Source organism: Paenibacillus sp. FSL E2-0177, from assembly GCF_037992975.1.
Lineage (GTDB): Bacteria > Bacillota > Bacilli > Paenibacillales > Paenibacillaceae > Paenibacillus_AQ > Paenibacillus_AQ odorifer.
This window is the reverse complement of sequence record NZ_CP150307.1, coordinates 6,740,129-6,761,679: the sequence shown is the minus strand read 5'-3', so window position 1 is coordinate 6,761,679 and position 21,551 is coordinate 6,740,129. Positions and strand designations below refer to the sequence as shown.

The 21,551-nt window shown below is 43.1% G+C and carries 19 protein-coding genes; 14 read left to right on the top strand and 5 right to left on the bottom strand.

From position 1 onward, the window contains the following. Nucleotides 1-112: 112 nt before the first annotated feature. From MHI25_RS30085 to MHI25_RS30075, 3 genes are all read left to right on the top strand, one after another. Entirely contained in the window at nt 113-748 is a 636-nt protein-coding gene (locus MHI25_RS30085; protein ID WP_076124152.1) for a response regulator transcription factor, read from the top strand. An 84-nt stretch (nt 749-832) separates the two neighbouring features. Next, nucleotides 833-5,914 carry an AAA family ATPase gene (locus MHI25_RS30080; protein WP_340394740.1) on the top strand — a complete coding sequence of 1,694 codons (5,082 nt, stop codon included), beginning with the start codon at nt 833-835 and terminating at the stop codon, nt 5,912-5,914. Then, the gene (locus MHI25_RS30075) at nt 5,911-6,564 is read left to right on the top strand and encodes a response regulator transcription factor (RefSeq protein ID WP_036682266.1); all 654 of its coding nucleotides are present in this window, start codon (nt 5,911-5,913) and stop codon (nt 6,562-6,564) included. Before MHI25_RS30080 ends, MHI25_RS30075 begins: the two co-directional genes overlap by 4 nt. A gap of 12 nt (nt 6,565-6,576) precedes the next feature. Here MHI25_RS30075 and MHI25_RS30070 read toward each other — a convergent pair whose 3' ends face one another. Both MHI25_RS30070 and MHI25_RS30065 read right to left on the bottom strand, forming a co-directional pair. Continuing rightward, nucleotides 6,577-6,987 carry a DUF2752 domain-containing protein gene (locus MHI25_RS30070; protein WP_076124149.1) on the bottom strand — a complete coding sequence of 137 codons (411 nt, stop codon included), beginning with the start codon at nt 6,985-6,987 and terminating at the stop codon, nt 6,577-6,579. Beyond that, nucleotides 6,968-7,306, bottom strand: a complete 339-nt coding sequence (locus MHI25_RS30065; protein WP_051491231.1) for a DUF4234 domain-containing protein — start codon at nt 7,304-7,306, stop codon at nt 6,968-6,970. Before MHI25_RS30065 ends, MHI25_RS30070 begins: the two co-directional genes overlap by 20 nt. 221 nt (nt 7,307-7,527) lie before the next feature. Between MHI25_RS30065 and MHI25_RS30060 the strand changes: the two genes are divergently transcribed. Next, entirely contained in the window at nt 7,528-7,869 is a 342-nt protein-coding gene (locus MHI25_RS30060) for a zinc ribbon domain-containing protein YjdM (RefSeq protein ID WP_036682263.1), read from the top strand. 55 nt (nt 7,870-7,924) lie between these two features. On the opposite strand, the gene MHI25_RS30055 is transcribed toward MHI25_RS30060, so the two are convergent. Further along, nucleotides 7,925-9,589, bottom strand: a complete 1,665-nt coding sequence (locus tag MHI25_RS30055; RefSeq protein WP_076124145.1) for a diguanylate cyclase — start codon at nt 9,587-9,589, stop codon at nt 7,925-7,927. Nucleotides 9,590-9,873: 284 nt separating this feature from the next. Between MHI25_RS30055 and MHI25_RS30050 the strand changes: the two genes are divergently transcribed. From MHI25_RS30050 to hmpA, 9 genes are all read left to right on the top strand, one after another. Next, nucleotides 9,874-10,932 carry an LLM class flavin-dependent oxidoreductase gene (locus MHI25_RS30050; RefSeq protein ID WP_076278251.1) on the top strand — a complete coding sequence of 353 codons (1,059 nt, stop codon included), beginning with the start codon at nt 9,874-9,876 and terminating at the stop codon, nt 10,930-10,932. A 55-nt stretch (nt 10,933-10,987) separates the two neighbouring features. Further along, nucleotides 10,988-11,452: a RidA family protein gene (locus MHI25_RS30045; protein WP_340394739.1), complete on the top strand. Its 465-nt coding sequence runs from the start codon at nt 10,988-10,990 to the stop codon at nt 11,450-11,452. Nucleotides 11,453-11,629: 177 nt separating this feature from the next. Continuing rightward, the gene (locus MHI25_RS30040) at nt 11,630-12,664 is read left to right on the top strand and encodes a stalk domain-containing protein (RefSeq protein ID WP_076124139.1); all 1,035 of its coding nucleotides are present in this window, start codon (nt 11,630-11,632) and stop codon (nt 12,662-12,664) included. 141 nt (nt 12,665-12,805) lie between these two features. Further along, a complete protein-coding gene (locus tag MHI25_RS30035; protein ID WP_076124138.1) occupies nt 12,806-13,813 on the top strand; it encodes a sigma-70 family RNA polymerase sigma factor in 1,008 nt (335 codons plus the stop codon). Between the two features lie 112 nt (nt 13,814-13,925). After that, nucleotides 13,926-14,621, top strand: coding sequence for a response regulator transcription factor (locus MHI25_RS30030; RefSeq protein ID WP_076124136.1), 696 nt, complete (start codon nt 13,926-13,928; stop codon nt 14,619-14,621). A 108-nt stretch (nt 14,622-14,729) separates the two neighbouring features. After that, the gene (locus MHI25_RS30025; RefSeq protein WP_076124134.1) at nt 14,730-15,581 is read left to right on the top strand and encodes a M15 family metallopeptidase; all 852 of its coding nucleotides are present in this window, start codon (nt 14,730-14,732) and stop codon (nt 15,579-15,581) included. After that, nucleotides 15,581-16,102, top strand: coding sequence for a VanZ family protein (locus MHI25_RS30020; protein WP_076124132.1), 522 nt, complete (start codon nt 15,581-15,583; stop codon nt 16,100-16,102). The genes MHI25_RS30025 and MHI25_RS30020 overlap by 1 nt, the downstream gene beginning before the upstream one ends. A 38-nt stretch (nt 16,103-16,140) precedes the next feature. After that, entirely contained in the window at nt 16,141-16,977 is an 837-nt protein-coding gene (locus MHI25_RS30015) for a YitT family protein (protein WP_036682251.1), read from the top strand. A 208-nt stretch (nt 16,978-17,185) separates the two neighbouring features. Further along, entirely contained in the window at nt 17,186-18,391 is a 1,206-nt protein-coding gene (gene hmpA / locus MHI25_RS30010) for an NO-inducible flavohemoprotein (protein WP_076181862.1), read from the top strand. A gap of 63 nt (nt 18,392-18,454) precedes the next feature. On the opposite strand, the gene MHI25_RS30005 is transcribed toward hmpA, so the two are convergent. Together MHI25_RS30005 and MHI25_RS30000 are read right to left on the bottom strand one after the other, a co-directional pair. Then, the gene (locus MHI25_RS30005; RefSeq protein WP_076301504.1) at nt 18,455-19,561 is read right to left on the bottom strand and encodes a DUF4163 domain-containing protein; all 1,107 of its coding nucleotides are present in this window, start codon (nt 19,559-19,561) and stop codon (nt 18,455-18,457) included. 185 nt (nt 19,562-19,746) lie between these two features. Next, a complete protein-coding gene (locus tag MHI25_RS30000; protein WP_076301503.1) occupies nt 19,747-20,595 on the bottom strand; it encodes a metallophosphoesterase in 849 nt (282 codons plus the stop codon). A gap of 108 nt (nt 20,596-20,703) precedes the next feature. Between MHI25_RS30000 and MHI25_RS29995 the strand changes: the two genes are divergently transcribed. Beyond that, a complete protein-coding gene (locus tag MHI25_RS29995; protein WP_036682244.1) occupies nt 20,704-21,525 on the top strand; it encodes a methyl-accepting chemotaxis protein in 822 nt (273 codons plus the stop codon). Nucleotides 21,526-21,551 lie beyond the last annotated feature (26 nt).

The window sequence follows — 21,551 nt, the reverse complement described above, 5'->3', positions numbered from 1 at the left end:
AGTCTTTTAACTATACTTAATCAGAAATGCGCCAAATTTAAATGAATACTCCAATTGAAGCTTTTTATACAAAGAAGTAAATAATGTATGCGGTTTAGAGGGAGCTGTTTCTGTGAAAATCATCATTGTAGATGATCATCCTTTAGTTAGAAGAGGGCTGGCATCTGTCATTGCAATGCAATCGGATATGCAATTTGCCGGTGAAGCTACGAATGGTCCGGAAGCACTTGATGTGATTGAAGAGACAAAGCCAGACATTGTCCTCATTGATCTTAAACTTGCTGATGAATCAGGACTGGATGTCATTAAGATAGCACGTACCCGCGGCATTGTTAGTAAATTCATACTGTTGACTTCCTCTGCGAGCAGAGAGGATTTTTTGAGGGCTGAAGAAGTACTGGTAGACGGATATGTTCTGAAAGAGGCACTGCCGGAGGAATTACTGTTTGCTATCCAGTTGGTGTACAAAGGGAGAAAATACTATGATCCTGGTCTAATGGAAGAAAAGATGCGAATGAGCGCCAGCAGTCCAACAGATGAATTGACACCAAAAGAGAAGGAAGTCCTGATTCAGCTTGGACAAGGTGCTTGCAATAGAGTGATTGCCACACGTCTTTTTATCAGTGAATTTACGGTGAAGAAGCATGTCAGTCAGATTTTAGCGAAGCTGCAGGTTACTGACCGGACACAGGCGGCATTGTGCGCGAACGCGATAGGATTAACGAAATATGAAATGTCTTATGAGTAGAACGGCAAGATCAGATGTTATAATGGCTTTAACTACTTTGCGAGATTGAGTATTCTGTCTAATTGTAATTAGGGAGTGCTGTTGATGTTTGAATTGCCAGGATACCAAACCTTAGATCTGATAGATAATACCGCAGATATCAGGTTATACAGACTCCTACGTCAAGAGGACGGCCTAAGAGTTATCGCTAAGACAACAATAGGAGAATATCCGGGAGCTGCCATGGTCGATGCTTTTCGTCATGAGTATGACATGCTTAAGCGACTTTGCGGTCGTGGTGCAATAGAGCCGTACAGTTTGGAAATTATGGCGGACCGACCAGTCCTTCTCTTAAAAGATATAGAGGGGAGTACCCTTGGGCAGATCCTGCGTGTGCCTGTTAATTCACTGGGTCTTCCAGCGCTAATTCGAATCGCTACAGCTATTGCTGATTGTCTTATGCAAATTCATCGTGAAAAAATAACACTAAATGAACTAACCCCCGCTCATCTAATCGTCAATCCCATTACTTTTGAAGTGAAATTTATTGATATAAGAATGTGTTCTACCGAAAACACCACGAGTCCTTTGTCACCGTTAGGCGGCCGGCCCGATGTTCTGCTTCCTTATATCGCTCCAGAACAAACGGGACGAACCGGAGTCAAACCAGATTACCGTTCTGACTTTTATTCGCTGGGGATCATCCTGTATGAATGTCTCTCGGGCAGCCGCCCCTTTGAGCTGCATGATGTTGTTGATATTGTATATCGTCATCTTGCAGATACACCTGAGCCTCTGCACCGCAGGTTCCCCACTATCCCTCTATCGGTCTCTGATATTGTTGGTAAATGCATGGAGAAAATGCCTGAAGCGAGGTATGCCAGCGCGTTTGGCATTAAATCGGATCTTGAGGAATGTCTATCCTGTCTAGAAGAATCCGGGCATATTGAGCCTTTTCCACTAGGAAGCTGGGATATCCCAGAGCGCTGGATGGTATCAGGACGCTTCTATGGAAGACATCTTGAGCAACAAAGCTTAAGAGAAGCACTGCAACGAGCATCACAAGGTGCCGTAGAGACGGTTTGGATTAGCGGGGAGAGTGGTATCGGCAAAACAACCTTTCTGAAGGAGACCCTTAGCAATACAGTCTCTTTGGATGGTTTCTTCGCCAGAGGCAAGTTCGAATCCCGACATACCTCACTCCCTTATGGCATCTGGCATCAAGTCATAGAAGAGTTGGTTAGTCAGCTGCTGATGGAAACAAAGCTGCAGGTGGAGGTTTGGAGGCTGCGTATTCTACAAGCAGTGGACAATTACGGTCAGTTGCTGATCGATTTTGTTCCTAAGCTTGAACTCTTGATTGGCCCTCAACCCTCCGTGCCTCCACTGCCACCGCTGGAAGCTCAGCATCGCTTTCAATTAATCATGAGCCGATTTATTCAACTCTTTCCTCATGAGGATCATCCTTTGATCTTGGTATTGGATAATTTGCAATGGGCTGATGATACGTCGCTGCAATATCTCACTTCGCTTATAGAGGGTACAGCAACGACTCATCTGCTAATCGTGCTTTCCTATCGCAATCGGGAGATTACAAGGCTGCACCCGCTCAGTAGGCTGGAAAAACATCTGGTTGACCGCAACGTAGCGATGAGCAGAATTTCTTTACAAGCGCTTGAACTCACCGATTTAAAACAACTGCTACTTGATGTTATGCGTTACGAGGCAGCTGACTTGGACGAGCTGGCGCGCGTGCTGCTTCATAAGACAGATGGAAACCCGTTATTTATTAAGCAATTCCTTCAAGATTTGATAGATGACCAGCGAGTGGAATTTGATGAGAATATTCGAAGCTGGAAATGGGATCTCCAGCGTATTACTGAATTGAATGTACCCGATAACGTAGCTTCATACCTTTCAAGTAAATTGCAGCAATTTCCTGAACAGACGGTATATGCACTTAGCAGAGCCGCATTTATAGGCAGCCTATTTGATTTACGTACACTTGCTGATATTACGGAGACACCGATAGAGACATTGAACGATGCGTTGGCGGTTGCTGTACATGGGCGCTTGTTGCAGCCCGTTAACGGGGAGGAATATCCGCATTATAAGTTCCAGCACAACCGCATTCATCAGGCAGCATATACTTTTATTTCCGAAGAGGAGCGTTCCGAGCTGCATTGGAGGATTGGTCTGTTATTGCTAGGCCGAGGCCCGCTTAGTGAAGGAACGACTCTATTCGAAGCTGTCCATCATTTGAATCAGGCACTTACATGGTTAGACCGCCCTGAAGAGAGGCTTCAACTAGTAGAGCTGAACTTACAGGCAGGGATAAAAGCGAAGCAAACAACCGCACATGAGACAGCCTTGCAATATATGCTTCAGGCAACGTCATTATTAGAGGAGCAGAGCTGGGAGGCAAATTATGGGCTGACCTTCCGGGTATTTCGTGAGAGGGCGGAGCTCGAATATTTATGTTCCCATTTTGATACGGCTAATGAATTATTCCATCTGTTAATTGATAAAGCTACGACAAATATGGATAAGGCTTACGTCTACGTAATGAAGGTGCAGTTGGAAGCAAGTAATGATAACCATGAAGAGGTGATCTCCTTAGGCCAGCATACCTTATCGTTACTGAAAGTGAAGCATCAATTTGATCCTGGTTATGCTCAATTGACGCTTCAATGGTTACGATTGCGGCATAGACTCAAGAAGGTCTCACTCGAATCGCTTACTCTTTTACCTCCAATGACTGATGAAGCACGTAGAATCGCAATGTCTACTTTAGATCATTCAAGCAATGCTTGCTTTTACGTCAATCGAGAAGGGTGGCTTGCTTCTTCCTTCACCATGATTGAATTAACGCTTGATTATGGGATGACTCCGGAGGCTTCCATTGGATTTATAGGTTATGCAATGTTTCAATACTATTACTTCCGTAATGATGAAGAGACATTCAAATGGGCCATGCTGGCGTTCAGCTTATCCGAACCCTATCCGAAACAGCACATGACAACCTTAGCCGCGTTCGCCATGTGCTACGATAGCTGGCGGCATTATGATCCTGCTATGCTCCATACGTTTACCGAGAAAGCTGGTAAAGTAGGACTGGAATCAGGTGACTTATGGAAGGGCAACCAGAATGTGTTGATCAACTGTGCCTCCCTTTTGCAATTTGGTCATCCTCTCGGCGATATCTATGAGCGATTAATTACTCATTCCGGTGATTTGCTGCGCCATAACAACAGTCTTCATTGTAAGCAGGCTATTGTAGCAGCGGCCATTCTTGTTCGCTTGACAGGTTATCGCTCTATAGATGATCCCTTTCCCATCGCGGAGATTAGCGAGCCTGCTTTTGCACAGTCGGTTCATGGGGACACCTTTGATTTTATACAAGAAATGGTCTGGATCTATCAATATTTGACGGGCTATGTATTTGGGGAATACCGAGAAGCCAGTGAGGCATTAGCCAAATCAGCGGCCATTATAAAATCACGCGAAGATGGCCTAGACAGTCCCATGCAGATCATGTATGAATGTTTAGTCTGGGCTCAGTTGTATGAGGAATATAACGCTGAAGAGCAACGTACATATCGGGCAAAAATGCGTAAATGCTTGAAGAAAATGAAAAAGCTTGCCAGGCGTTGTCCGGGGAATTATCAGCATAAATATCTGTTAATGAAGGCTGAGTTAACTCGTCTATCGCGAGATCCCCGCCAAGCTGAAGCATTGTATGAGCAATCCATTGAGAACGCTCGGATCCACGGTCATATTCACGATTTAGCGATGGCAGCGGAATGTTATGGTAAATACGGGCTTCGTCATGGCAAAATGCATCTGGCAAGAATCTATATGACTGAGGCCTATGAGGCTTATCTGCAATGGGGCGCAAAGGCTAAAGCGGCTGACCTGGAGCAGCAGCATCGCCATTTGCTGCATATTAAACGAGAGCCCGGGCTCGATCGTGTGGATTCCCTTTCTGTGGTAATGTCTGCCCAAGCATTATCCGGCGAAATGGAGATGAGCCGATTATTGGCCACGCTGATGCGAATCATGCTCCACAATGCTGGGGCAGAATATGGGGCTGTTATTTTTGATCATGACGGCAAATGGATGGTGGAAGCTTATGGGACCTCAGAAGCCCAGCATATCGAATCTGTTCCACTTGGGGAAGAATCGGGGTTGGTCCCGGCAGCGATTATAGCTTACGCGGCAAGAACACAAGAACAGGTTGTATTACATGATGCACTCAGTGAAGGAATATTTACACGTAATACTTACGTTAGGAATAATAGACTGAAATCGGTTCTATGTCTCCCCATCATGAATCAGAATAAATTGGTTTGCCTGCTCTATTTGGAGAATAATCTATCGCCGGGTGTATTTACTCCAAGCAGACTCGATGTGCTCAAGCTGCTTGGTTCACAATGCGCAATCTCAATCGCTAATGCCAAGCTGTATTCGGGAATCCAATATCTCAAAAAAAATCTGGAGGATCAGGTGGTAGAAAGAACTCGTAGCCTGGAGCGTTCGATGCGTGAAACATCTGCGGCTTTGGCCGAAGCTACTGTTTTTGAGGAACGCAATCGTATTGCCCAAGAGATTCATGATATTGTCGGGCATACCCTTACATCGACGATTCTGCAGATTGAAGCTGGCAAGCGGCTGCTTCAGAAGAAGGAGATAGACAGCGGCTTTCAGCGTCTGGCTGAGGCCCAGGATCTTGTGCGGCATAGCTTGAATGAAATCCGCGGCTCTGTCCATATGCTGAAAGAGGACAGGTATTCTGATCTAACCGTGATGCTGAAGCAGTTGATTCGAGATACAGAACGCAATGCAGGCGTTGTTGTTCATGCAGTTATTTATGATCTGCCGGAAGCCATGTCAACAGCCTATAAAAAGGCAATCTATCATGCTTTGCAGGAGGGCTTAACTAATGGGATCAGACATGGGAAGAGTGTGGAGTTCCATTTTAGTCTGGAGTCTGTTGGAGCGAACTTGCAGTTTAGACTCAAGGATTGTGGGCTAGGGATGAGTCCAATCGTGATGGGATTTGGACTTAGGACGATGAAGGAACGGGTTGAGCAGCTGGGAGGCAGCTTATCCATCGATTCAGAAATGGATGAAGGCTGTTTACTGGAGATTGATCTGCCCATGCGAAGGGTTGTGGATAGAACATGAGTAAAATAAAAATTGTAATTGCCGATGATCAATTGTTGACGCGGGAAGGACTTCGCACCATTTTGGATCTGGAAGATGATATGGAAGTGGTTGGTGCTGCCAAGAATGGAGAAGAAGCTTGCGAGATGGTTGAGGCACTCCAGCCTGATCTGGTGCTGCTCGATATTCAAATGCCAGTTATGGATGGCCTTAGCGCCTTGAAACGAATAAAGCAGATTCGGCCGAACATCTTCATTCTGATTCTGACTACTTTTATAGAGACTGATTATATTGTAGAGGGAATGGCCTACGGAGCAAGCGGTTATATGCTGAAGGACATGGATGCAGATAAAATGATCGCTTCGATTCATGATACGTTATCCGGGCAATTTATTCTGCCAGCTCCGGTAGCAGCCAAACTGGCATCGAGGATGAACAGGTTAACAGAGGACTATGAACACTGGCAAAGATCGGGTCTGGATCGTATCAGTCTGACAGAACGGGAAGAGGAGCTGGCACAGCTCATTATCCGGGGACTGAACAACCGTGAAATCGCCGATACATTACATATTGCGGAAGGTACGGCGCGCAATTATATTAGCAATCTTTACAGCAAATTAGAAGTGGTTGATCGGGCCCAAGCAATTGTGCGACTGCAGGCTATTTTGTAATAATTGTTGCTGTTAACGAATTACTGTCGGGGCCAAATATTCAAACAGCGGGAGATTCCTCAGTATTCCAAATGTAACGGTCAGAATCAACATTATAGCCATAATTGCCTGGCTAAGAGGCCGGATTTGCTTCTTATTAGTAATCCAATACAACATATACAGAGGTGCTAAAATAAACAGCAACGGGTTAAATCTAAACGCTTGAATAACGTCGAACTTCAGCAAGGAAAGAATAACTCTTGTGACTCCACATCCGGGACAATACAATCCAGTCCATTCATGAAATGGACAAGGGATACTAATATTGGTTAAGGGTATCCATGCTTTGAGATATACTACGCCGACGAGACTTAAGGACACACCCCAAAATAGTTTAGGGTGTGTCCTTTTATAAATCGTAAACTTATACCAGTTTATTAACATCGGATTGTACCAAGGCATACGTGACAATACCCAGGCCAAAGAGTGTCAGGATCACATAAAGCACTGAATTATCTGACGGGTATTGGCCGCGCTGTCTTTGAGCTTCAGCAATATGTTTACCTACCTGATAGGCCCAAATGAAGCTCCAGATCCCGCACGTAACCAACGTTAGAAGGAAATGTTTTCCTCCTGTAAATGTATAGTCTCCACTCAGTTCGCCTACCTCATTGGTTAGAACAATAAACCAATAGATTGTATAGAGCCCACATGTAATTAATGACAAAATAATGGCGAATGCAACACTTCTGCGACTTATCATTACTCACTCTCCTATGTATTTACATAAAAATTCGACATTTCCATCTTATTGAATTAGGAAAAAATATACAAGACAATATTTGAGAATTACTGTCCGCTGTCGAAATCTAGACAAACTTACTGCTGATATCTAGTGGAAACCTTACCAAATATGAAATATACTTTTGAGGCTATGCACTGGAACCACAACTAGATTTACATTAACGAATGGAGGACACTTTGATGTCAACTTTGCCAAATTGCCCGAAATGTAATTCAGAATACACTTATGAAGATGGTAGTTTGCTCGTCTGCCCGGAATGTGCGCATGAGTGGAGCCTCGACACAGAGGCTGAAAGCAGTGAAGAGAACAAGGTTGTCAGAGATGCCAACGGAAATATTTTAAATGATGGAGATGCTATAACTATTATTAAAGACCTTAAAGTAAAAGGAAGCTCATCCGTTCTGAAGATAGGAACAAAGGTGAAAAACATTCGTTTAGTGGACGGAGATCATGATATTGATTGCAAAATCGATGGTTTTGGAGCTATGAAATTAAAGTCCGAGTTTGTTAAAAAGATCTAAAAAATAAAAATCAGCTTAACTTCAACAGAAGTAGGCTGATTCTTTATTTTAAACGTTATCTATTAATCTCAACAATCTGATTTCGTCCGGCATTTTTTGCTTGATATAAGGCTTTGTCCACTGATTCGAATAAATCATTTAGTTGATTGGTCAGGCTTTCTGTATATTGTGCTGCAAAATTACTAATGGACAGCAGTCCCATACTAACAGTAATCGAGAGGGAATGAGCAACATCCTCTACATGTACTTTATTAGCTTCTATTATAGATTTGATATGTTTTGCTAAGTGGTTTGCTTGTGTTTGATCTGTATTTGGTAAGTAAATGATAAATTCTTCTCCGCCATAACGCGCCAGAACATCCGTCTCCCTCAACGTTTTTTTAATTACCTCTACCGTGCTGCAAATGACGACATCACCGATTAAATGGCCGTAATTATCATTCACTGTTTTGAAAAAGTCGATATCCAGAAGGATGATAGCAAAAGGCTGCTTGAGTTTCATATTTTCTATGATCTCATGCTCTAAGTGCAACGTTAAGTAATGACGATTATAACAACCGGTTAGGCTGTCCGTTATGGCCATCTGCTTAAGTTTTTGGTTAGTCTGCGATAATTCATCCTGGATTTCAGTTAATGCAGCATTACGCTCTTGCAGGGTCTCGTTCTGGTGATTGGTCTCGGCTATGAGGCGATGCAGCTCGCTTCTGTCCTGAAAAGTGAGAATGCGTCCAACCCTGATTCCACCTACCACAATCGGCGCCGCAGTAATGTTAATGTATGCATCGAGTGAGGTGTAGAATAGTTCAACCTCAGTCCTCTCCATGGGCTGGTTCAAGTATGTATGAAGGAATAAATCGAAAGCTCCGGAAGTTTGCTCTATGGGTGCGATGGTCGACACGTCAAAGTGAGCACCGATTTGCAGATGGATTTTTGGAAAAAGCGAGCGATTGATTTCTACTACAGTCTCACTATCATCCAGTACAAGAATTCCTTCTGTAATGGTGTCAATGATATCCTGATGGGCGATGGTTACGAGATCAAATATTTTATCCCGATGGATAGCAATTACGAAAAAGATTGCCGAGATTAAGATCCCCAGAGAGGTCAGCCCTGGAATAACTGGATCAGATTTAAGCAATACCACATTAAGAAAAACATCCAATAAAATAAATACCGTTAGCACCAGCACCCCTTTGAGCACATGAGCAACTTGTTTTTTGATCCGCTGTGTAGTGTTTGAGACTAGCGCTGAATAGATGATATACAGAGAAATCATTACGCTGGTGGTTAAGAAGATAATAAGCAGCCAAAAAATCGGACCATAATATCTTTCGATATATCCGCCGTTCATAGGGAGAACAAAACTTCCGTTTGGATTGGCGATCACCCCTACTAAGATCAAAGCTGCGAGAATGTATAGGATCAATGTGTTCTTTTTTCGAAGAAGATGTGAATTCCCGGTGAGTAGTACCGTGAACAGAAGCCAGCCAATCGTTAACAGAACCGAGTCGATAAAAGCGAGCTTTACATAAAACAATTGAAACTTGGGATCGTCGGTCGTTTTGATAGCGAATTGGCAGAAGGGCCATAACATCATAGTAAAATGAAAAACTAAGTATGCTTTATGTAGGTTAGTGATAGTTACAGACGCAAATATGTAGATGAACAAAGCGAACAAAACAAAAAATAATAACAAATCAATCCATGTCATGATATTCATTTCAGTGACACCTTCTCCCACCCGGTTAACAGTTCTTTCATGTTACCTTGAATTTTATTCGTTTGCCATATGATTATTTGTTCTACGACAACCGCTATTTGTTTAAGAGTCTTTCAACATATTCCTTCAAAATCCTCTATTTATAAGCGTGGTTTTGCAAATTTTAAGGATGAGTTTCCCGGGAAACTAGGGTTGGACAGAATGACTAGCTTTTTTAACCTTAACTTGTGTTATAATCAAACAAACAATTTAAAGAGGAAATTATAGTTAAGGGGGATTTGTAAGTGGAAATAGGAATAAGCACGTTCGTAGAAACAACACCGGATGTTCAGACGGGTGAAGTGATAAGTCATGCGCAGCGATTGCGCGAGGTTGTAGAGGAGATTGTGCTTGCAGATCAGGTGGGTTTAGATATATTTGGCGTGGGCGAACATCATCGCAAAGATTATGCGGCGTCTTCTCCAGCAGTTTTACTGGCTGCGGCGGCCTCACAGACGACACGGATTCGGCTAACCAGTGCGGTTACAGTACTTTCCTCTGATGACCCCGTACGTGTGTTTCAGGATTTCGCTACCCTGGATGGAATCTCGAATGGACGCGCAGAGATCATGGCAGGCCGGGGTTCTTTTATTGAATCGTTCCCGCTGTTTGGGTATGATTTGAATCATTATGATGAGCTGTTCGATGAGAAGCTGGACTTGCTGCTCAAAATACGGGAATCCGAAAAAATAACCTGGAGCGGCGTGCACCGTCCTGCCATTAATAATCTGGGGATTTATCCGCGTCCCGTGCAGAATCCATTGCCAGTATGGATTGGCAGCGGAGGAAATACAGAATCCGTAATTCGTGCAGGTCTACTAGGGTTACCGCTTGTGCTGGCTATCATTGGCGGCAGTCCGCTACAGTTTGCTCCGCTCGTGAAGCTCTATAAGAAGGCTGCAGCGCAAGCGGGACATGATGTATCGAAGCTGCCCGTTGCTTCGCACTCGCACGGCTTCATTGCAGAGGACAATCAGCAGGCTGCCGATATGTTCTTCCCTTCTACACAAGCTAGTATGAATGTTATTGGCCGGGAACGCGGATGGGGTCAATACACCCGTGCAAGCTATGATGCGGCGCGTAGATTTGAAGGTGCCTTGTATGTAGGTGACCCAGAGACCGTTGCTGAGAAAATCATTCACCTGCGCAAGCAAGTAGGCATCACACGTTTTATGCTGCATGTGCCGCTTGGCACAATGCCTCATAAGGATGTAATGAGAGCCATTGAGCTATTGGGTACCCAAGTAGCACCCATTGTTCGCTCTGAGATATCGAGATGGGAAGCAGAGGTTGAAGCTAAGTAGTAACTATGATCTTACTTAATTATTGAAGCTGTTGATAATGGAGGGGGAGATGGATATGACAGAGCACACTATAGCGAGCAGACTCGAAGCATTAGGAGTTGTCCTGCCCGAGGCTAGTGAACCGGCGGCAAAATACGCTAACTACGTAATTGTTAATGGTTTATGTTTTGTGTCGGGAAAAGGACCAGCGGGCCATCCCAAAGGGAAGCTGGGACAAGATTACACTACCGAGGAAGGCTACCATTTTGCACGTTTAACGGGTACAGAAATCCTTGCCGTCCTGAAGACAGCTTTAGGTTCTTTGGACAAAGTGAAAAGAGTAGTCAAAATTCAAGGCTTCGTTAATGCAGATCCCCTTTTTGAAGAACATCATAAAGTGCTTAATGGTTGTTCAGATTTAATGCTTGAGGTGTTCGGAGACAAGGGTGTTCATGCTCGTTCTGTATTGGGTGCTGTTTCTGTAAGGGATAATCTTCCGATCATTATTGATTCCATTTTTGAAGTTGAGGAACCTGTCTAGCCGGCTCCATGAGGCATATTTAAAAAGAGGACTATGATACCGAAAGGTGATCGTAGTCCTCTTTTTTTTAGGTGCTTATGCCGTAGGTAGATGCTTACCCCAAAATTTGTAACAAAACTAATCACCCTTTTTTTAGTAACAATAGGTGTACATATCAATCAACGAGGTGATGACATCATGAAATTTCAAAAGAAAGCTATGTTACTTTTACTACTTACATCTATGCTCTATACTGCTCCGGCCTATGCGGCGACAACGCCTCAGACTCCGGTTACAGCCGTCTATCTGGATGATCAACAGCTACAATTGGGGGCTCAGCCCTTGTTAGTAAACGATACAGTACTAGTCCCTATGCGCAAGTTATTTGAAGCTCAGGGGGCAAAGATTACTTGGAATAATGATACCAAGACCGTTAAGGCAACCAAGGGAGACCTGGTGCTGACCTATCGTATTGGTGATCAGGCAGCGAATAAAAATGGCCAGTCCTTAAGTGTAACGGTTCCCGGCCAGATTGCCGGCGGTTATACGATGATGCCACTGCGTTTTGTCAGCGAAGCTTTGGGCAGCACTGTGAAGTGGGATACCACTACTCGTGCCGTTCGTATCTACTCGGCAGTGGATTACGATACGACAATTCTATATGGGGTTAACCTGCGAAGTTTGCCAGACTCGTCAGCCCAATCAACAGTGCAGCAAATGTTGTCAGCAGGAGATAAGGTACATGTGTTTAGAGAAGTAGATGCTTTATGGTTAGAAGTGCGAACACAAGATAACAAGAGTGGCTATATATCTGCTAAACCCAAATATAGCAATTATACTAGTACGGCTCTTGTAGAGCGGCAGGGAAGCGAGCTGCTTGCTTACGGAGAAAAATATCTGGGAACACCTTATGAATTTGGTGCTGCTACTGACCAGACATCTACCTTTGACTGTTCTTCTTTTGTAGGACATGTATTTAAGGATGTGTTGGCAATTGACCTGCCACGTGTCTCTTACAATCAGGCCAAAGAGGGCAAAGAGGTTGGAATTAACGAGCTGCGCAAAGGGGACCTGTTATTCTTCAGTGCACGAGGACTCGATATTGGGCATGTGGCGATTTACGCGGGAAATAATCAGATCCTACATACGTACTCCAAGGAGCTTGGCGTTCATTATGAAGCCTTAAGTGACAAGTGGAAGAAACGTTTGGTGACGGCTCGCAGATTGTTTTAGCTAGGTAATAATTAGGCTATAATTATCACGGTGAAGAAAAGTTGAAATCCCCTCTCCATTAAAGATTATTTGCAGGCATAAAGACGGTTTTTGAGTCTCTTTTCCGTCTATGTTATGAGCTTGATGTTAAGGAGGAAAATAGTGACTTGTACAGACGCAGAACTGGTAGATAAGGTGTGTAAAGGTGACATGGATGCATTCAGTGTACTTATCGGCAAATATTCCAATGCAGTATACGGGGTTGCTTATGGTAAATTGGGTGATTTTCATACCGCACAAGACATTGCCCAAGAGGTTTTTGTTAAAACCTATCGCAAATTACCTAACTTAAAGGAGCCTGAGAAACTCGCCAGTTGGTTATATGCGGTTACTGCACGGGAATGCATGGATTGGTTTAGGTCAAATAAAAAGAAAACTGCTTACGAATTCATGCAAAAAATGGAGGTTCCGCAGCCAGAATCTACCGAAGACCAGTTGCTCAGAAAAGAACTCCAGCAAGATGTGTGGAAAGCCTTAAACACCCTATCAGAAGCTAACCGTATAGTCACAATTCTCTACTATATCGACAATTACAAGGTTAGGGAAATCGCCGATTTCCTTGATTTATCCAGCGAAGCTGTTGAGAGTAGACTCCGCAGATCAAGAGCGATCTTAAAAAGGGAGATGTTGAGTACAGTGAATAATAATCTTAGTGAAAACAAATTACAGGACGAATTTAAGAAGAGAGTCTTTCAGGATGAAAGAATGACTGAAACGAATTTTCGTCGTGTGGCTATGGGCCAGAGTGAATTTGATGATATTGATATGCATAAAACAAACTTCTCCAATGTAAATATGGAGGGGACCGGATTCGATAATATTAATATGAGCAGTACTACCTTTAATGACATCAATATGCATTCTGTTAAGTTTAATGAAGTGGGGCTGTGGGAAATAGAGGTTAGTAATAGTGAACTAGGGGAGGCTTATTTCCACGATATTCATTTGTACGGTAAAGGCAATAAGTTTGAGCGATGCCAGCTGAACGGGACATCCTTTGTAGATTGTGATCTTTCGAATGTGGATATAAGAGACTGCAATCTTTCAGGCGTCACAGTAAATGGGATTTCATTAGAGCTATTGTTAGACAGCTATAATAAAAGGAAATAGACTATATAAATCATAGATTTAATCGGAAACCACTTCTTTCTAGGAGTGGTTTTTGAGTTTAGGGTATAATGGATGAAGAGTGTACAGCACAACCTATAGGAGTGAAAAATAGATGAAGCGCATCACCATTTTAATTGCGGATGATGAGGCGGAAATTGCCGACTTGGTGGCCTTGCATTTGCAAAAAGAGGGGTATCATATCCTCAAAGTGTCCGATGGAAGGGCAGCGGTACAAGCCATTGAGTCGCAAACGATAGATTTGGCGATTCTGGATATCATGATGCCGGGGCTGGATGGTTACGAGGTCACCCGCCATATTCGGGAGCATCATCATCTGCCGATTATTTTTCTGAGTGCTAAAACTTCCGATCTTGATAAAATCACCGGACTGGTTATGGGCGCAGATGATTATATGACCAAACCGTTTAACCCAATGGAGCTGGTCGCCCGGGTCAATTCCCAGTTGCGGCGCTCCATACAATTCAGTCAGCCCGCTGCCATACCTAAATCGGTGCTAGAGGTTCGGGGATTGATGATTTCACCGGATGAGCATACGGTTACTCTTTATGGTGAGGTTATTGAGCTAACTCCAAAAGAGTTTGATATTTTGCACTTATTGGTCAGCCATCCTAAGCAGGTGTTTAGTGCGGAGAACATTTTTCAACAGGTATGGGGCGATGCTTATTATGAGAGTGGGAACACGGTCATGGTGCATATCCGTACCTTGCGCAAAAAGCTCGGTGAAGACATCAATAAGAATAAATTCATTAAGACGATCTGGGGCGTTGGATATACTTTTAATGGGTAAAGCCCGTGAGATTTATTTATTTTAAGAAAAACTTTATATTTGTCCCGCCTTTTCTTTAAAGTGTCTTCGTTATTCTATTCCTATCAAGGAAATGGGAGGACATTGCTGATGAAGAAGTGGGGCTTTTTGGCGTTGGTTGTGTTGTTGCTTGGGTATGCAGCGGCTCGTTATTTACCGAATACGGGTAATTTAGGATACGATGATAAGATTCGCAAAGAATCTATTAGAAATAACAATAGCTTAGAGGTAGTAACACAAGATCAAGTGTATCAAGGGGATTTGTTGCTGGTGAACAAACAATACCCGGTACATGAGGATAGTGTGAAGTCTGATATCGTGACCTTATATGAGCAGGCGGATCTGGTGCAGGGTTATGGGCTGCTGGATACCTCGATTCGTTTGTCTGAAAGTGTAGCGCATAAATTCAATAAGATGGTCAAAGCTGCCGAAAAAGAGGGTGTGAATCATTTTTTAATTAGCAGCGGGTACAGGGACTTTGAAGAGCAAGAGAAATTATATCAGGAAAAAGGTTCGGACTATGCTTTACCGGCGCAATATAGTGAACATAATTTAGGATTATCTCTGGATATCGGGTCATCCCAATCAGAAATGAGTAAAGCGCCTGAAGGGAAATGGCTGCAAAAAAATGCCTGGAAATACGGCTTTATTCTCCGCTATCCGAAAGACAAAACCGAGATTACGGGGATAAAATATGAACCCTGGCATTTCCGTTATGTAGGGTTGCCGCACAGCGCCATTATTCATGAGAAGGGGCTTGTGCTAGAACAATATTTGGATTTCTTGAAAGAGAACAAAGAGATTTCAACAACAGTAGACGGCAAAGCTTATACAGTAAGTTATTTTCCGGTATCCAAATACACTACGATCAAAATTCCACAGGAAGGGCAATATATGACGTCAGGCGATAACATGGATGGCATAATTGTTACTACATATTAATGACTAAAGAGCCGAAAAAAAAGTCTGCTATAAACCTTTTGCTGGCAGCGATATTTATCGTCTATATGTATTTTTTAATCCGAATTATTTTATTTAAAGGTGCACCGGTGAACTTATTATCGCTTTGGGAGCAAGCGGGACGTATGTTTGAACATCCAGACCGGATTTTTAATCGGCGAGGCAACTATATCCCTTTTAAGGAGATCTCCCGGGGGATGGACGATCTGTCGCTTTCAGATCCTTTTTCATCGATTAATTTAGTAGGGAATTTGTTGGCCTTTATTCCGTTTGGGATCTTGGTGCCCATGCTGTTATCGCAAAAAGTAAGGCTGTTTCGAAGAGTTTTCTTCCTCTCGCTGGCGCTGAGCTTCTGTTTTGAATTCACACAATTAGTATTGTATATCGGCACCTTTGATGTGGATGATCTTATTTTGAACACTGGCGGCGGGGTGGCTGGTTACTGTATCTATAGACTGTTGACTTCTTTCGGATGGATTGCATCTATATCAAAGCGGTGTTAGTATTTGTGGATATAGATCTAGGGTAGAAGGGGCATGGTATGAAAAAGCGTATTTCGGATATTGTTTCCATCATTGTAGGAGCTTTGTTATTCTCCTTGGCCGTTAATTTGTTTGTGATTCCGAACGAGTTCGGTGAAGGCGGGGTCACGGGACTGACTATGATTACTTACTATTTGTATCAGTGGTCACCCGGTATTGTTAGTTTGATTCTTAACGCTTTATTATTAATTGTGGGGTACAAATTTCTAGACAAAACTACGACGGTATACACGATTATTGCGGTGTTTTTCAATTCGTTATTCCTGATTCTTACGAAAAATTGGAATATTGGCAGCGATGAGTTGATAATTAATGCAATATTCGGGGGTATCTTCTCAGGTGTGGGTATCGGGCTAATTATACGAGTGGGTGGAACGACTGCAGGGTCAACCATCATCGCCAGAATCCTACATAAATATTTGGACTGGAATGTTAGTTACGCGCTACTGCTCGTCGATTTAATTGTGGTGTTCGCTTCGTATTTCATCATTGGAGTACAAAGTCTGATGTTTACGATCGTGATGCTCTATGTAGCCACTAAGATAATGGACTTTATTATTGAGGGAGTGAACCCTAAGAAGGCTGTTACGATTGTATCCCAAGAGCAGGACAAAATTGCTGAACAGGTTAATGGAATTATGGATAGAGGCGTCACAGTAATATATGGCCGTGGGTACTATACCAAGACACCTAAAGAGCTGCTGTATATTGTGATTAGCAAGCAGGAAGTGACTATGCTTAAGAAAATCGTCAAATCCATTGATAAAGAGGCGTTTATTACCATCCACGATGTAAGAGATGTATTCGGAGAAGGTTTTGTGGAGCTGTCAAAATAATAAGATAAAAAGCTATCCCGGAAGCTATTATGGCTGCTTGGATAGTTTTTTTGATTTCGGGTGCATTATTGTGATGGATATCATTGCAATTGTTGAATCGTTCACATTTTTTCAATTTCCCGTGTGATTGAACGCACACTATGGGATGTTCAGCTTCTATATGCTTTTTATAGAGGAATTAATTTATTGCAGGAAAGAGGGTATTTAGATGTTAGATCAACAAACCATTGAAATCATAAAATCAACGGTGCCCGTATTGCAGGTTCATGGGAAGACCATCACAACTACTTTCTATGGCATGTTATTTGAAAATCATCCGGAGTTACTAAATATATTTAATCATGCCAACCAACGGGAAGGTAAACAGCAGACTGCACTTGCTAACGCCGTACTCGCGGCGGCAATGAATATTGATCAGCTGGGAAATATTTTGCCTGTGGTAAAACAGATTGCGGAGAAACATCGGGCATTGGGAGTATTACCTGAACATTATCCCATCGTAGGTGAGACTTTGTTAGCTGCTATTGGGCAAGTACTTGGCGATGCGGCGACGCCGGAAATTATTGATGCTTGGGCAAAGGCGTATGGCGTGATTGCAGATGCCTTTATTGGTGTCGAAGCAGAGAAGTATCGTGAAGCTGCCGAAATTCCCGGGGGTTGGAGTGGATTTAGAAACTTTGTGGTTACTAAGAAGGTTAAAGAAAGTGAACTTATTACTTCCTTCTACCTTTCTCCTGAGGATGGAGGGGCTATAGCTTCTTACTTGCCGGGTCAATACATCACGGTTCGTGTTCAGCCTGAGGGAGAGGAATACACCCATGTTCGCCACTATAGTTTGTCCAGTGCGCCGGGACAGTCGTATTACCGCATCACAGTTAAACGGGAAGGTGAAGGGCCGGATAAACCGGCTGGAGTCGTATCTACTTTCCTTCATGATGTCGTACAAGTGGGAGCTATATTGGAAGTAAGCTCGCCAGCAGGTGATTTCGTACTAAATAAAGATAGTGATCGTCCAGTGGTTCTTATCAGTGGCGGGGTTGGACTAACCCCTATGGTAAGTATGCTGGAGACATTAATTGCTACGCAGCCAGAACGAGAGGTAACGTACATTCATGCAGCCATCAATGGAAGCTTGCATGCTATGAAAGAAATGGTGGCGGATTTGGAGCAGTCCCATCCTACCCTACGATCCTATGTATGTTATGAAACTCCAAGTGAAGGAGATACGTTCCATAAAACAGGTTATATTGATCTAGCTTGGTTGCAAGAAGTAACAGACGTAAACTCTGAATTCTATTTCTGCGGACCGACTCCTTTTATGAAGGCGATATATAAGGCTCTTAAGGAATGGAAGGTGGCTGAAGACAGAATTCATTATGAATTCTTCGGCCCGGCGGGAAGTTTGGAAGCCTAAGCTGTAAAACCAAAAGAGCGTCCCAGTCCTAATGACTGTGACGCTCTTTTTTACAATAGAAGTTTATTTGAAGGCAGCGAATGGGTTAGTTCCCTTTGGTAATATTGAACTGAAATTAAAGGTGTACGTAGGAATTCCAGCCGCATAAGGGGCAATTTCATACTGTTGGTAGAAGATTGCAAGGCCACTCTCGGAAACGTAGAAGTTTGGTTTTTCTGTTAGTCCGCCAGGTGTATCTGGAAAAGCTAGCTCCTTGGTGCTTTCCTTCAACATTTTATCTAATTTTTGTTTGTAGTTTGGCTCTGCCTTCAGCAGGTCCTTAAGTTCAATTGGTTTGCCGTCTTTCAGCGAGAAGGTAAATCCTTCACGAAGGGCTCCACCATGAGCTCCACCAGTATAGCCATATTGATCAGTCACGATGCTCAGAACCCCTTCACGGTTAAAGGAGACGACAAAAGTTTGAGAGAAGTCATATTTATTCTCTATAGTACCATCTCTACGGCTAGCCTGTTCTTCACTCTCTGCGACGAATTGTTCAGCTTGTTTTTTGAAGATTGCATTAATCTTAGTTTGTACTTCATCCGTTAAGCCACTGATTTTGGGATATTGCACTTTGATACTAGCATTTTTATTGCTCTTATCTAAGGTTTCAGAGGTAATTTTGATGTCATTCATTACTTTTTTACTTAGATCAAGTGATTTCAATGAAGGATTATAAACGCCTTGCACTCCTAAATAGTCAGACAACAGTTTGAACGGAACATAAATCCGGTCGTTGATGACCTTCACATCATGACTGCCGGTCATGCTATAAATGTAATAGCCATTCAGGGTTGTAATAACACCGTAATCTGAGACCTCCATGTCCAGCTTCATGGAATCGCTGCCTACACTATAAGTTTTGGTGCTTGCATTATAGTTAATGGAGAGGCCAAAAGCATCCCGTAGTACAGTTAAAGGGATCATGGTGTTGCCGTTTACTATTTTCGCTTGCTGCGATAAGGTCTGGCCTTTATATTTAAGCACTACAGAGGGTTGCTGTGCGGCTTGTTTTACCGTATTTCCTCCGGTAGTTGCGGCTTGAACTGAAGTTCCTCCTACTAGTCCCGACCCTCCAAGCAATACTCCAGCAGCCAAGATGGCTGAGGTCCATTTCATACTTTTATTCATAACTTAATCTCTCCTTCCCAAGGATGGGCTTATGTAGTTGCAATATGATATTTTTTCCTCTATCACTCCTACAATTATACCTAGGTCCCAAATAGATTTGATTACAAAGACGGTTACAGTGTTGTTGCATAGATATGCAAAAGGTATATACTTTTTAACCATTTTGTACGATTAAGACACTAGCATTAAGAATGTAAAGTAATTACGGTGAGCTCGGGACGACAATTAAAACGAACAGGCATACGAGTTACTCCTATCCCGCGAGTGGTATAGACCTGAAGTTGGCTGTTGGGCAGTTGATATAACCCACTTGAATATTTACTTCCGTGAGGCGGGGTATATAAAGCTCCGACAAATGGAAACCGCACTTGGCCTCCGTGGCTATGGCCAGACAATTGCAGATCTATAGGCAGCTTACAAAAGTCATCGGCGAAATCAGGTTCATGGGCCAGGAGAATTGTGCAAGCCTCTTCCGGGATATGAAGCAGCGCTTGGGCGATGTCTGCTTTTCCGACCCAAGGATCATCTATTCCGGCAATATAGAGCTTGTCCGTACCTTGGGTTAGGACGATATGTTCATTATGGAGCACGTGGAAGCCCGATTGTGTTAGCCCTTTCGTTACAACCTTTCTGGTCCCAAAAGCATCATGATTGCCTAATACTGCAAATTGTCCAAAAGGAGCCCGCAACTGAGAGCACAAGGCTACGGCTTCTGCAATATAATCGGCTGAATGATCTAATAAATCGCCGGTGAAGCAGATCAGATCTGGCTTTACATGTTGAATTTGCTGCGCTAGCTCCGTTAAAGCTTGCGGCTTGGAATATACCCCCTGATGTAAATCACTAAAATGAACGATACGAAATTTATCGAAGGCTGGAGAAAGTCTAGGGAGTGTAATATCTACGTATTTGATTTCCAGCCAGTAGGGTTCGATCCAATGTGAATAGATACCGGATGCACCAGCTGTTCCAAGAAGGCCTAGAGTTACTTGAGCGCTTTTCTGTAGAAATTGTCGTCTGCTAATAGTATTCATAAACAAATCATACGTGGGGATTGTTACTCTACTATGACAATATTCATTTAATAACCCATTGTGACGATAAAACTACATATACATTTTTTTTATATGGGAGATGAAGAGATGAGTATTATCGATGCCTTAGTCCTCGCAGCACCTTATTTCAAAAAGATTCACTCGCAGGATATTATGATTGGAATCACGGACAGGGAGATCTTCCATTATTACGCACCAAGTAAAGTTATTGATCTCGGATTGGTTAAGGGTAACCCTATCCCGCCTGAAGATCTGTCGCTTTCAAATGGACTGAAAGGTATAGCAAGCTCTAACCGAATCCCAGCAGAAATTTATGGAGCTCCTGTAATCTCAACATGTGTACCTATCTACGGAACGGATGATGATGTAATCGGGGTTTTTGCCATTGCCTATACACTAGAGAACGAGAATAAGCTTGAAGGATTCACAGATGAGATTAATGAGATAAGCAGTCATCTAATGGAGATGGTGCAGAGCGTAGCTGCCCAATCTCAGGAGTTATCAGCTACTTCGCAGCAAATATTAGATAATACGCGTAGAGCCGTAACGGAATCACAAGAAGTGAATAAGGTTGCCGGCTTCATTCGTGAGATTTCTGAGCAGACGAACCTGCTTGGGCTGAATGCGGCAATTGAAGCCGCTCGTGTAGGAGAGCAAGGGGCTGGTTTTGGGGTGGTTGCTACGGAAGTACGCAAACTGTCCGTTAACACTAAAGAAGCAACCCATAATATTGAAAAATCACTGAGTGATGTTCAAAAGTCCATTAAGCAAATGGAGCAAGAAATTGAAGCGATCTCTGCTTCTTCACACTCACAAGCAGAATTGGTCACTGAATTCAGCGGAGTCATTGAGCGCCTGAATAAAGCGAGTAATGAAATGACGTCCTTTATGCAATCCATTATCCAGTAGATAGTGAATGCATAAGATGACTTCAC